We start from the raw sequence: 14,151 nt of genomic DNA, 5'->3' as shown, positions 1-14,151 counted from the left end.
ATGCGTATATTATTTCTGTTCACAAAATAATTGCCATCGTCCTGCTGACCTCTTGATACCCTTCTCTGATATAAAAGCGTATCGCATCAACATTCTGGGATAATACACTCAGCTCAAGATGTGAATAATGATTTTCTTGCGCCCACTTTTTCATACCAGCCAGTAACTTCTGACCAACACCAAGATTTCTGGCATCCTGACTTACCATTAAGTCAAAAACATGACCATAAGTTCTCGGAACCAGGCAATTGAAGGGGGGTGTTTTTTGCTCCTGAGCAATAGCAAAACCTTTAATATTGCCATTCCCATCTTCCGCAACCAGTAAATGAAACTTATCGTTATTGATGTTGGAAACAATAAAATCTCTCTCTTGTTCAGCTGCTTGCATTCTATCCGGCTGCAACACCACCATTTCACTAAACAATATGCTATAAAGAGATAAAATAGCTTCAATATCCCGCATAGTAGCCGTTCTTATTATCATCAGTTTTTCTCGATTACTTTCAGTTAGTATAAATTTCAACCAACAGGATAATGTAATTATTAAAATGGTCAAGCATCAGGGGAGCATCGTCTGCTAACAAGCATACAACTGATAATACTGTTGAGTTATATCCATTTCACTGCGAAGATGGCGCCCTTAAATAACACGTTGTAACTGAGGTTTCTTTAAAATGTCTCTTTCCAAGCATCGGGCAGCGTCTTTTTCACTGCTTCCTGTGATTTTATTGTTACTGTCAATGACATCAATTCAAGCCGGGGCTTCTCTGGCTAAAACAATATTTCCTGTCATTGGCGCGCCCGGTGTCACAGCCCTGAGACTTGCATTAGGCACAATTATTCTATTTCTGATTTTCAAACCGTGGCGGTTAAAGTTTCAGCGTTCTTCATTGTTCCCGCTTTTCGCCTACGGCATTTCTTTAGGGGCGATGAACTACCTGTTTTATATGTCCTTATCCCGAATTCCGCTCGGCATTGCCGTTGCACTTGAGTTTACCGGACCTTTAGCGGTAGCCATGTTTTCTTCCCGCCGTCCTCTGGATTTTCTCTGGATTGCCTTGGTTATTGCCGGATTAAGCTTCCTGCTGCCAATCGGAAATAGCGTCAATACACTCGATCCTATCGGTATTTTGTATGCACTGGGAGCCGGTGTTTTTTGGGCGCTCTATATTATCTTTGGACAACGTGCTGGAGCGGGCTATGGTGCCGCGACAGTGTCTATCGGCTCACTTATTGCAGCCTTTATCTTCTTCCCAATCGGATTAATACAGACAGGTCCTGAACTCCTGTTCGATGCTTCTCTACTGCCGATAGCCCTGGGGATCGCCATTTTATCCACCGCGTTTCCTTACACTCTGGAGATGATTGCCCTTACTCGCCTGCCAGCCAAAACATTCGGGACATTAATGAGCCTTGAACCTGCTTTGGGCGCATTATCAGGCATCATTTTCCTTAATGAGCATTTGGCAATGTCTCAATGGATTGCCCTTTTCTGTATTATTTGTGCTTCCATAGGCTCCACTTCGACCATTAAGAGAAAAACTAAAATAGAAAAAGTAGAATAACGACTTTAAACATATATACCCATCTCGCTTCAAGATGCGTGTAATTTCATATCATGTTGTAAATGGCAACTTGAAGTTTAATGCGTATAGAGATAATTCATTGAAACCGGAGAAATATTTACTCTCCGGTTTTTTATTTTTATGGATTATCAAAGTGTTACCGATCAACACAATAACTATCAATTCAATAGAAGTAATCAATATGACTTCCGGCAAATGATCAGCTAAATTTATTCTATCTAATGAGATAACTCATTACTCAGAATTAAGGGAGCAATATTATGAATACTGCAAAATTACTCAAAACCAAACCTTCTGGTCTTATTTATACCCGAAACAATCTTGATGAAGGTATTAAACAAAGAACGATTACGACCTTAAATCATATGGTGAGCCAATTTATCGACCTATCCATGCTGACTAAACAGGCTCACTGGAACATGCGTGGTCGCAATTTTATCGCCATTCATGAAATGTTGGATGATTTTCGTAATTCCATCACGGAACACCTTGATATATTCGCAGAACGAGCAGTTCAATTAGGTGGAACCGCGTTAGGTACTGTTCAGGAAGTGCATAAACGTACCATCCTGAAAAGCTATCCAACGGATATTCATGAAGTACAGGACCATCTAAAGGCACTGGCAGATCGCTATGCTGTCGTTGCTAATGATATCCGTCAGGCGATCATTGATGCAGAAGATGAAGACACTGCAGATATGTTTACTGCGGCATCCCGTGATCTTGACAAATTTTTATGGTTTATCGAAGCAAACATTGAGCAATAAAATAAAAATATTATTCTTCATTAACTTAAGGCCACAAATGTGGCCTTTTTAACATCAATGTCCATAACTGATGGAAAAAGCATAAAAAAAAGAAGCTATCCCCTTAAAAACCCCACAAACCTTTAAAAAAATCATTTTTCTCTCTATAATCCCTGTTTGATTCAAAATTAAACATGAGGATTCTATAAGATGGATATCGAAGTCAAAGATTCTAACGGCGCATTACTGAATGACGGTGACTCAGTTCAGGTTATCAAGGACTTGAAAGTTAAAGGTACTTCCAAGACACTGAAACGCGGTACACTGATCAAAAATATCCGCCTGACTCACCGCGAAGACGAAATTGAATGTAATGCCAATAAAATTAAGGGATTAGTCCTGAAAACCTGCTTCCTGAAAAAAGTAGATAAATAACGGTTACAACCCTATTTTTACTTAAAGGATAAATAATATTAATTTTTATATTATTTATCCTTTTTTATTAATGGAATTAAAAATTGAATAACATTGATTATATGCAGTCAGACAACTGACCGTTATCCTTACCAACTACAAAAAACAGCAATACCCTTTGGAAAATCAATCCATTAAATATGCCATTCACACACCCAGCCCAGAAAAACACCAAATAGATTGGAATTTCAGATAAGAAAATTTATTATAAATATGTTTTTGTTCTGATATATACCAATCCAATTTTAAGTTGCAGCTTGCAAGTCAATGTAATGGTTTATATCTCCCCACTACGCGGGGAGATATAAGACGCATCTTGAAAGGCGATTGGTATAGAGCAAAGATATTAAAAATATTAAATTTTATATAGAGGTTACAAGATGAAAACTTCACTGACTCTATGCACAGCTATTTTGCTATTAGCCTCATGGAATACATTTGCAACGGAAGCACAATTGAATAATAAATCTGAACAATGCAAAGAAGTCGCACGTATCAGATGTGCCAAACATATGAAACACCCTAAAAAATATCAATTTTGTCTTAAAGAGATATATAGCATATGTATGCACCAATAGATACGATATAGCTTCAGCTTTGTTAAACAATAATTTCAATAAGTTGTAAGTTCAAGCCCGGTTTTTTTAGTTTTGGCGATATCCCCGTCATTATTAGGGTACTGATATCTTCAATAGTGACGGGTATTACAAATTCCTGCGCCAACTTGTAGGTGGTAGGAGCAGGGGGAGCTAATCAGTCGCCTCCCCTGTCTCCACCTCGAATCACGTGTAACACATATTATCTGAATTCACGATCTGACAATTTTTATTAATAATCTATTGACCTGAATTCGCGACTATATATGGTTCTATTAATAGCAGCTTGGTTAATTCCTTGGATGAAGGCTTACTTTCTTCCCCTTTAGGTACCACAAAAAACTCACCTTGCTTTATTATTACGTGATCATTTTTAAAATCTATACGAAGTTCACCTTCAATAACCATAAACACCTTGTCTTCATCTTCATGTGTATGCCATATAAAATCACCCTCAGCGAGCAATATGATTATCTTATATTCGTTTGTTTGAGCTATCACCTTAGGTGACCAGATTTCTTCTATTAAATCAAATTCTTGTTTTAAGTTATTAACTTTTCTCAATGCGGCAATATGGTTCATATTATATCTCTTTCCTTATATATGGTTTGCTTGATTAGAGGCCAGAAACAACATGACTTTGGCTATTTCATCGGGCTATGCGATTTTCCCGAGTGTAATACCGAGCTCATAGCAACGTGTGCGCAGAGTAACCAACCCAAATTTTGGGTAAAAAATCGACGAGAAGCCTGTTCCTGGAGCAAAGTTTTGGTACACACCAAACAGCTCTGGGGAGGAACGGGCCATGGACAACTTAGTTGAAATCTTCTGTAATGTCGATGATTTTTGTCGTTTTTTTATCCCACAGTAGGCGCAATTTTGTCTTGATAATGGATATCGCCTGCGCCACAGGCAAGGTCTACATCAAGTTAGAATATTGATACAGCGCAATTGAATAAATAACCCATCCTTGAGTTATTTATTCCTTTTCCGCTGGCACCTTCGGCCGTTCAATGGGAAATACCGGCAAAGAATTCAATAAACGTGAACCATAACGTTTGGTAAATAACCGAGTGTCATAAATGACCACATCACCATAACACTCATGGCTACGGATGAGCCTCCCCACTTGTTGGATCAAATTAAAGGAAGCGCTGGGTAAACTCTGTACTTCAAATGGATAACGTTTTAAAGATTTCAGCCATGCGCTTTCAGTAATTATCACCGGATTAGTTACGGGAGGAAATGCGATTTTATGGATATGGACTTGTGAAAGATAATCACCTTTTAGATCCAGCCCTTCTGCAAATGACTGTAACCCAACCAAAACGCTAACTTGTCCTTCATCAATACGCTTGCAATGTGTTTCTACCAATCGATAACGAGGCTGATCACCTTGTACTAATAACATCAACCGCAGGTCTGTAACAAAAGTGAGGAACCCTTCCATTGCTCGTTGACTGCTAAAAAGTACCAACATTCCCCGATGTTTTCCTGCTATCACTTGAGAGCGGAAATAACGCGACATTTCCTCAAGATGCTGCATTTCATTCTGAATGGTCGGTTCCTGTGTCATTTGCGGTATAACCAAACGCCCTTGTCGTACATGTTCAAAAGGTGATGACAAGCTAATAAAACGATCACCATAATTTTCGTGTAATCCGGTAAGCTCCTGAATGCGGGAAAAGCTATTCAGTGAACACAACGTGGCCGATGTCACTACAACATGGGGAATGGTACGCCATAGTATTTGGGTTAATTGTTCGCTAACCCGAATTCCAGCACAATGAAAATAAAGGTGCGATTGGTTTTTCTCATTGCGTCGCGTTAACCATTTGGATATTGGCGCATGGGAAGACTCTTCTTGTGACGCCAAACGCCACAGTTTTGTCATATTCTCAAAATAACCCAATGTTCGGCTGATTTGCAAAATAGCCCGATGCAAGCGGACGATATCTTGTTTGGCCGTCTGATCACTTAAATCATTCAAAATCGCTTCTGCTAAACTACGTAATCCATCAGTGAGTTTAAATAATTGCTGGCAGCATAACAGCAAACTAGCCGGTAACTTTCCCAGTTCGAACAGATATTCTTCCGCTTCACCACGCTCAGGCAAGAGCGCCTGTGTTATCTCCGCCAATTCCTTAAAGTATTCACGGATTGTTGCACAATGGTTCTGTAATCGAGGGATATTGGCCAAAGCAGGCGGTTTTGCCGGCCGGAATTGAACCAGGTATTGTTCTACATGGCGGACAAAGGTATCTAATTGCCCATGAAGCTGGAATAAGGTGATTTCTCCTTCAACTTCCAGCGCATCCCTTGCCACTTCGGGAATATGGTGTCCTTCATCCAAAACTAACAACAGATTTTTTGCATCCGGTAAAACCGATTCGCTTTCCAACGCCGCCATAACCAAAGAGTGATTGGCAACGATAACATCTACATCTTCAATTTCCCTGCGCGCAAGAAAAAATGGGCAACGGTGGTAAAACTGGCAATTGCGTGCCAGGCAGTTCACCTTATCCGTACTGATTTTTGCCCACAATGGATCCGCCAGTGCCAGTTTATGATGATCACGTAAGCCATCCCAGACAAACATCGTATAATCACTGCGCAGTCGGCGGCACAGTTCCCGCTCTTCACTGTTCGCAATTTCAGTCTGATCTTCGACTAGAAACATCAAGTCAATCTGCTCTCCTTCTGCGGCACAAATGGCCTCCAGATTGCGCGGGCAGACATAACGCGCCCGACCAAAAGCGCCCGTAAATTTCAGGTCAGGAATAATTTTACGCAGCAGTGGCAAATCCTTGCTATAAATTTGATCTTGTAAGGCAACATTGGCTGTACTGACTACCAATGGCTTCTGTTCTGCCCGGCTGATGGCAATCCCTGGGAGCAGATATGATAACGTTTTTCCTACTCCTGTTGGCGCTTCTATCACCAAATGCCGCCCTTCTTCATTTGCCAATGTCTTTGCAACTTCGGCGATCATTTGACGTTGCGGAGCACGTGGAATAAAACCATCAATATGGGTAGATAATGATTTATACCACTGACTAATCTGACTTTTTACTGAATTAGAAAGAGCCATGAGTTTTACTGCTTAAAAATGGGGGGGATATTTTTTTCATCATACTTCTGTCTTTACTGTTCAAACGCATAAGCGCAATTTGGTAAGAAATAATTTTCCCATGGAACTGATCTCAAAGCAGCTTTATATGATCATTCCTGCGAAGCGGTTTCCAGTCTTTTTATTGTCAATGTAAGAAAACCGGTTATCGCTTGTCTGAAATGTAGAAGCCGATATACTTTTGGATTTTTATAGCCGTTATATACCAATCTAACTTCAAGATACGTGTAATTTCTTCCCGCGAAGCGGGAGAGAAATCAGGTTTCATAGCGTGTTGTAAATTGCAACTTGAAGTTGAATGCGTATAACTCTTTATTAAAAACCTTATTGGATACAGAGATGAAAAAAATCCTGCTCATTATCATCATATTATTTTCCATCGGCTCAATTGGTGGGAACCTTCTGGCAGGGATGAATATATACACCCGCTCAACCACACCAACAGAAGCGCCACAACAGACTCAGCAGGAAAATACTCCAACAGGGCAACAATAAATACGTTGGCTTGTATCGTAACACCAGATGAGGAAGCTCATGAAAAATGAATATTTTGTCAGTCCACAATGGTTAAACGAACATCTTTATGATGAGAATATCGTTATCGTTGATGCCAGTGCCCCAATGCCTACCCAATCTATCAACTATCACCAACTTTGGTTAGAGAAACACATTCCGGGCGCACAATTTTTTGATCTGGATAAGGTCGCTAATCTACAAACCAACCTGCCTCACATGTTGCCGGCGCCGGAAACTTTCCGTCAGGCTGTTAGCAAAATGGGCATCAGTGAAAATCATCTGGTGGTAATTTACGATCAAGGCAATATGTTTTCCGCCCCACGGGCATGGTGGACATTCAAAATTTTTGGAGCCCAGCATATCCGTATTCTTGAAGGGGGCTTACAAGGCTGGCAGCAAGCCGGTTATCCCACCGAATCCGGTAAAGTTATTCGCTCTCCCGAAGTTTTCAATATCCAGTTTACCCCTGAAAAAGTCTGTTCTCAGGCGCAGATCCTTGATGCTCTCCGTAACGATGTAGGGGTTCAATTTGTTGATGCCAGAGCAGAAGAGCGTTTTCAGGCAAAAGTGCCGGAACCCCGTCCAGGTCTGAGGATGGGGCACCTGCCCGGCGCTAAAAATGTTCCGTGGACAGCCCTGATCGATAATGGATGCTATAAGCCACAAGAAGAAATTGCAGCAATATTTCGCAAACAGGGCATTGATTTAAGCCAACCTATCATTACCAGTTGTGGCTCTGGTATGACAGCCGCGGTTTTAGTTCTGGGGCTTAATATGATTGGTCATGAGGAAACAGGATTATACGATGGCTCCTGGGCTGAATGGGGCGCTGATGATTCACTTCCGTTAGAAAAATAGCTAATGACAACAAAGGGCATCAAAATAACATGCCCTTCATTGTACTATTGATTAGAAATTTTATGGTATACAAACAGGACTATTATTGCGCCAATAACGGCAATAACGAAACTCCCCAAATTAAAGCCGTCCACTTTTCCCATACCAAGAAACGTACTGATATATCCACCAACCACAGCCCCCACAATACCCAGAATAATCGTCATTATGATGCCACTGCTGTTATTTCCCGGCATAATCCATTTAGCAAGGATTCCTGCAATTAAGCCAAAGATAATCCATGACAGAATCCCCATACACCACCTCCAAAACTGATTAGGTTATTAGTCCACTGGTTCAATTATTTTTCTCTGTTTTAAGTTAAGACACCAACAAAAAAAAATTGCAACCTGAAGTTTAATGCGTACATAAGGCGAATTTTTTTAATCAGTATTCTTCTAAATAGCATTTCAAAATGATGGGAGTACTCCTTATCCCATACACCGCGCGGGATAAGGAGCTATAACACTTGATACTCTCAATATTATGAACAAGTATATAGACTAAGTTAGGCAAATCATTTTCAATGTCACCACCGTCATTAACATTATGACTTATGAAAACAAATCTCAGAACAAAGATTGAAAGGTTATTATTTAACTTATAAATAAAACAATCATATTAATTTTTTAATCACTTGATACTTAATTAATAACTCCATATGAAAAATATGGTAAATATATTTATATTTTTTCAAAGCGCTCAATTGAAAATGATGAATATGCCTGCACAATGACCTTTACAGTACCAATATAACCCAACCATCCAGTTTTTCCAGTAGTTGCAAAGAGTTTTTTATTACATCTGAATTATCCATGCATGTAACCCAAGTTCTAAACATCAATACTATAAATATATTTTATCTTCATAACCACCAGCAAATAATAAATATATACTAATCTCACTTCAAGATGCGTGTAATCTCTCCCCGCAAAGCGGGGAGAGATCAGGTTTCATATAACGTTGTAAATTGCAACTTGAAGTTTAATACATATATATATATAACAGACAAATTACTTTTAATTAATAGATTAAACTGTGTGATTTAAATTTCATTTAGCTCTTATATTATAAAATAAAAAATGAAGATATTCATAATCAAATTTGATCGACTCCCCATATTATCCTGAGATTTCGAATGACATGCTGATTAAAAAATTGAAAGGCATTATCACCTGACTCTATATTAGGTGTGAAAATTAGATTAGGAGCTGCATTTCGCATAGCATAGTACAGCCACTCATTTACACTAAAATGAAAATGCCCAACGTTCCCCCACATAGTTCTCATCAGCTGGATGGTATTAGCATTAAGTTCTGATAATTCTACTACGTGAGAAGTTACGATATAGCGAAGAGCATTGACCGTGCTAATAACAGGATCAGCTATATTACGAGTATTTAGTATGTTGGCATCTACGAAGTGCAAATATAATACTTCAAAATCTATATTTCCAATCTGGATTGGAGATTGAGTCCCATCTTCTAATGGGACAATATTGTCAACAATTTCTATACTGGAGCTATCTCCCCTTGGCCTAAAGAATGCTCTTCTCAAGTATTCTATTTCGCCATTAGCAGACGATAATCCACGCGTATCCAGCCCAATAGTATGGGTATTGCTTCCGATAGGATTTTCAACTGCTACAATCCTATTTTCATTAATAGCACGCCTGAACGCGAGTACATAATCACTACTAATACGCCCCCGTAATTGACTATTTCCAATTCCAGGAAGAGCCATGTTCATTCGCCTTGGTTCCCCGTGGCTAAACCTGACACCAAACCCTTCACTAAACGCGGCCGGACGTTGGCTCAACCGCCGCAAACCGCTGGCAAGGCCGCCAAGGGCACCGGCTCCCAAACTGAGCACCCCAAATCCCAGCGAGATCCAGCCAAGGCTAGCCGAGACTCGAGGGTTACTGTCTGCTGTGGCGGCGCTGGCAATCCCAGTCACATCCGCGAGCAGCCCCGCAAGAATCGCGGCATCACCCGCCAGTGAGGCCCCACCGGTAGGGATAGCCAGCGCCAGACCAATCACCAGCCCAACGGCACCCCCAATAATCCCAAGCAAGCTGCCCAGGCTGATATGCCCCGTCGGGTCAATACGATTGATGGGGTCACCAAGGCAGTAGGCATACGGGTTCACTCCCCCTGCACCAAATGGACTCCAGCTATCGGGGGCATTAAAACGCATCAGCACCGGATTATACGCCCGATACCCATTCCCCAGATGATAGGCGTCCGCCGCCGGATCAAGGCGTTCGCCATTATAAGCCGGAATATCCGGATGGCGCTCGGCCTCAGCCTGCTGTCCATAAGGTGAATAACGATAGCGGGTTTCGCTGCCCTCGTTCTGATGGCTCACCAGCACACTATGACCATCCGTGCCCAGTAAATGCGTATCAGTGCCCGTGATGGCCGCCACCACTTCCCCCTGTGCCCGCAATAAGCGGGTCGCCACACCGCTTTCACGCAGAATTTCTGTGACGCGCGTCGCCCCCTGATAATAAAGTTCATGGGTCTGGTCTGGCCCTACCCGCTGCAACACCAACCGGTTAGCCGCATCATAGCCATACGCACTGGTGGTGTCACTGAGCTGGACAGCCGACAGCCGGCCCAGGGCATCATACGTTAAATGACGGCCCGCCTCATCCTGTATCAGGCGGCCCGCGGCGTCATACGCCAGGGTGATCGTGGCCGGATACCCCGGGTGCGTATGGGTAACGGTGTGTAACTGACAGGGTTCTGACGGATTAGTGTAGAGAAACGTGGCCGTATCACGCTTTCCATCGTCGAGGGTAGTGATACAGGTCTGGATATTCCCCAAACGATCGTAAGTAAAACTCTGATGCGCAATGCTAAAGCCGTAAGCATCCCGCGGGCATTCTACACCAGTACAATCATACTCCACCAACCATTGGCGGGCAGGATCATAGGTATAAGTTTCCTGGCGTAGCTGATGACCGGCCTGCTGTGAATACAGGGTGCGCGAGGCGATCTGGTGCCTGATGGTATACGTTTGCGTTAGGGTTAGCGTATCCGTGGCGGTCTGGATTTGACGTGCCGTCTCTCGCCCAAACTCATCAAAACTGAGCGTGGTGGTAATGGTGTTATCATGCTGTTTGTCGTGAACCGTCCACTGTTTGACGCGGCTGGCCGCATCATAGGTCAATTCGATATCAATCTCTGCATCCCGCGCAGCAATCGGCCGGCTAAACTTATCAAAACTGATACCCCAGTTTTTCCCCGTAACATCCTGGTAAGCCGTCAGCTGGCCGGCAGGGGAATAGGTGTAGTTTGCTTTTCGTGCAGCCCCTGCCCCCGTATCATCAAAACGGCAGGTCTCCTGTTGCAAACGGCCGGCAGCGGTATATTCCAGACTGCGGGTGGCCTGCTGTGCCGCGCTGGCGGTGGTCGGCACACCGGTCCTAGAATCAAAAGCAAAGTCCTTCTGGATGTCACCGGCATCCACATGGGTCGGCACATTACCTAACCGCGGTTCATAGCAATAATTTACCGTCTGGCCCCGCGGATCGGTGATCTGGCTGGGATAAGGGGTCTCTCCCTGGTAAGACGCACGGTAAGTCCGCCCTCCACAGGTGGTTGTAAGGGGACGATACAGGCTGTCAAAGCAACGCGTTCCCAGCACCGTTTCATTCACCGCAATTTGCGCCACCAGGTTGCCTGTTGTGAACGGTGCATAGGATTTTTGGATCACCGTCCCGTCACTGTGACTTACCGTCAATACCCGTCCCCATAAATCATAGGTGTACTCGGTTTTCTGTCCCTCAGGATCAACCGTGGCCCGTAACCGTCCCAGACCATCATAGTAATGCTGCTGTTGACTATGGAAGTTGCCTTGGCTGTCATAGAGGGTGACCGTGACCGGCTGGTGACGGGTATCATACTCCACCGTACATTGACTAAAAGACAGCCCTTCCGCCTGTCGGGTCACCTTCGCCGTGCGGGTTACCGGATCATAATCGTGTTGAATGCTTTCGCCCGTAGCCTGGATAATCCGCTGCAAGTTCCCCCAGTCGTCATATTCCATCCGCTGTCTGACCGCAACCGGCACTGCACGGTCAGATGCATTTTCCACCGGTAACCAATCATACCGGGTTTGGGCCACAACTCGCCCCCAGCTGTCCCGCTCAATCTCTGAGACTAAACGCCAGCCCTGATCTTCCTGTCCTTTTGCCAATATTTCCTGCTGATAGACGTGCCCCTGCCCATCAAAGCGGGTGCGCACCTGGTTACCCCACACATCGGTTTTCGTGGTCGTCACCGCGCCTTCCTCTTCAACGGCATAGGCATACTGTACCCTTTGGGCATAGCGGGTATTCGCATTACGGGTATGCGCTGAGATACGCCCAAGATCATCATAGTCATAGTGGGCCGTGCAGCCCTGGGTATCCACTTCATGCCATAATTTACCGCTGACCTGTGATTGGGTACGCTGGGTCGTGAGCTTCAGCTGGTCATGCCCGGTCCATTGGCCACTTTTTACCAATGCCTCCCCCTGCAGGGTATAGCTGAAGGTTTGCTGACTGTGCCACGTCTTACCGGCCGCCTGTTCCTCTCCGGACAGGGCATACACCGTTTCATCAATATGCTGAATGCGCCCATGATCGGGAGAATTGACATCGTTAATATAGCCAGACTGACTTTCATGCAGTAACTGTCCGGCGCTATACCCGCCCTGATAGGTGCAGACCACAGCGTAGTCTGCGGGAGCTCCGGCAAGCGCCGGTAACGACGTATAGCGATAGACCATCCGGTGGATTGGCGCATCCTCATAGGTACCTGCCGGTGACGCCTTGCCGGGGGTGACGGTTTTGGATTTGACAAAACGCACGAAGCCATGCGGTGAAGCGGGACAGGCTCCGGCTTCCCCCTCAGCCGGATAATACACCCAGTCCGTGCGGGTACCATCCGGCGCAATTTGCACGGTCGGATTACCCGCTTCATCAAACGCCGTCTGGATCACCTCCACGTCAGGGGTATCATTAAAGCTGATGCGGGCTGTTTTCGGCAACTGAAACTGGGGCGGCTGGTCGTCAAACGCCCTGCCCACCTGCGCATAATAGTCAGTCTGATGCTCCCGTTGGCGCCCGTTCTGCACTGTCGTCTCGCTCACCAGCAGGTGGTACTGGTTATAGCGGCGGGTGATATGGCGCTGCGTGGTGCCATTGTCCCACTGTTCGGTTGAGCCATACAGGTAATCATTCAGGACCCCGTAGAGATAATCTTCATCCGCATACCAGTGTCCCTTCGCTCCGTACCCCAGAAAATTGGCCGCGGTATATTGATAGGTGCGCACAATATCCGGGCCGTGGCCGGGCGACTGGGTATGCTGGGTGACATAGGGTAATGCAGACAGGGGGGCGCCTTCGGGGAAGCGGTGGCCATCAAGATGATAATTGACCCGCTCCGTCAACCCCGTCGGGGCATCCACCTGATTCAAAAACCGACACTCGATGTCATACCCCAATGCCCAGGTCAATGTTTGGCCGGCCGACGTCATTTTTTTCACCGCGCTCACATAACCGTTCTCGAACAGCAACTGGATATCATAGGCTTCCGCCGTGCCGGGCCAGACCGTAAAACGGGTATAACTGCCGTACTCATAGTGCACGGTTAACAACACCTGCCCGGTGTTATCGGTGACGGTCGTCAGGTACAGGTCAGGGCCGGCATCACTTTTCCAGTCCAGGGTCAGAGAATGCCCCAGGGGGGTAAATATTTGGGTCGGTACTTTGAGGGGATAGGCATTGTCCGGCCCGGTTAACACTTCCACCGTGCCTGATTTATGGATCACCCGATAGACATTCTGAGCGACATCCTTTTCAAACCGTACCACGTCCTGCTTATACTGTTTCAGGTAAACCTGGTCCGTATATTCATCCACCTTATAACGCTCGCCGGTGGAGAGACTTAATAACCGTTGCTGGCTGTCATACTGGGTCAGCCCCAGGGAAAAGCCAATACCGAACCCCTGGTTGTCGGTATTGAGCGGGTTATAGGCCAGGGAAAAGGTTTGGGTGGGGCCAAGGTGTCGGTTACCAGTTAACCGAGCCACCAACATCGCATACGTATACAGGCCGGTGCGGGGATCAACACTGCCCATGGCCGCACTTTGAAAGTTGTGGGCCTGAGAGAAAAAATCATTCTGCATTTTGGCGCCTCTCTTTCTGTATTATTTTA

10 protein-coding genes are annotated in these 14,151 nt (G+C 44.7%); 5 read left to right on the top strand and 5 right to left on the bottom strand.

Annotated features, from left to right (window positions below):
- Window positions 1–19: 19 nt before the first annotated feature.
- On the bottom strand, window positions 20–484 hold the full coding sequence (locus tag WDV75_RS07640; RefSeq protein ID WP_273558366.1) for a GNAT family N-acetyltransferase: 465 nt from the start codon (window positions 482–484) through the stop codon (window positions 20–22).
- 190 nt (window positions 485–674) lie between these two features.
- Here WDV75_RS07640 and rhtA point away from each other — a divergent pair, with 190 nt between their 5' ends.
- The 3 genes from rhtA (at window position 675) to WDV75_RS07625 (ending at window position 2,767) form a co-directional block, all read left to right on the top strand.
- Window positions 675–1,565, top strand: coding sequence for a threonine/homoserine exporter RhtA (gene rhtA / locus WDV75_RS07635; protein ID WP_273558367.1), 891 nt, complete (start codon window positions 675–677; stop codon window positions 1,563–1,565).
- A gap of 281 nt (window positions 1,566–1,846) precedes the next feature.
- On the top strand, window positions 1,847–2,353 hold the full coding sequence (gene dps, locus WDV75_RS07630; protein WP_273558368.1) for a DNA starvation/stationary phase protection protein Dps: 507 nt from the start codon (window positions 1,847–1,849) through the stop codon (window positions 2,351–2,353).
- A 189-nt stretch (window positions 2,354–2,542) separates the two neighbouring features.
- A complete protein-coding gene (locus WDV75_RS07625; protein ID WP_273558369.1) occupies window positions 2,543–2,767 on the top strand; it encodes an alkylphosphonate utilization protein in 225 nt (74 codons plus the stop codon).
- 875 nt (window positions 2,768–3,642) lie between these two features.
- Here the strand turns inward: WDV75_RS07625 and WDV75_RS07620 are convergent.
- Entirely contained in the window at window positions 3,643–3,984 is a 342-nt protein-coding gene (locus WDV75_RS07620; protein WP_189761371.1) for a cupin domain-containing protein, read from the bottom strand.
- 397 nt (window positions 3,985–4,381) lie between these two features.
- On the bottom strand, window positions 4,382–6,493 hold the full coding sequence (gene dinG / locus WDV75_RS07615; protein ID WP_273558370.1) for an ATP-dependent DNA helicase DinG: 2,112 nt from the start codon (window positions 6,491–6,493) through the stop codon (window positions 4,382–4,384).
- Between the two features lie 378 nt (window positions 6,494–6,871).
- Here dinG and WDV75_RS07610 point away from each other — a divergent pair, with 378 nt between their 5' ends.
- Together WDV75_RS07610 and sseA are read left to right on the top strand one after the other, a co-directional pair.
- Window positions 6,872–7,027, top strand: a complete 156-nt coding sequence (locus tag WDV75_RS07610; RefSeq protein ID WP_189758165.1) for a hypothetical protein — start codon at window positions 6,872–6,874, stop codon at window positions 7,025–7,027.
- Between the two features lie 39 nt (window positions 7,028–7,066).
- Window positions 7,067–7,906, top strand: coding sequence for a 3-mercaptopyruvate sulfurtransferase (sseA, locus tag WDV75_RS07605; RefSeq protein ID WP_273558371.1), 840 nt, complete (start codon window positions 7,067–7,069; stop codon window positions 7,904–7,906).
- 44 nt (window positions 7,907–7,950) lie between these two features.
- Here sseA and WDV75_RS07600 read toward each other — a convergent pair whose 3' ends face one another.
- Window positions 7,951–8,202, bottom strand: a complete 252-nt coding sequence (locus WDV75_RS07600) for a GlsB/YeaQ/YmgE family stress response membrane protein (protein ID WP_189758163.1) — start codon at window positions 8,200–8,202, stop codon at window positions 7,951–7,953.
- Window positions 8,203–9,043: 841 nt separating this feature from the next.
- On the bottom strand, window positions 9,044–14,122 hold the full coding sequence (locus WDV75_RS07595; RefSeq protein ID WP_273558372.1) for an RHS repeat domain-containing protein: 5,079 nt from the start codon (window positions 14,120–14,122) through the stop codon (window positions 9,044–9,046).
- Window positions 14,123–14,151 lie beyond the last annotated feature (29 nt).

This window comes from Xenorhabdus griffiniae (assembly GCF_037265215.1).
Classification (GTDB): Bacteria; Pseudomonadota; Gammaproteobacteria; order Enterobacterales; family Enterobacteriaceae; genus Xenorhabdus; species Xenorhabdus griffiniae.
The sequence above is the reverse complement of the archived record's forward strand: the minus strand, read 5'-3'. Positions and strand labels throughout refer to the sequence as shown.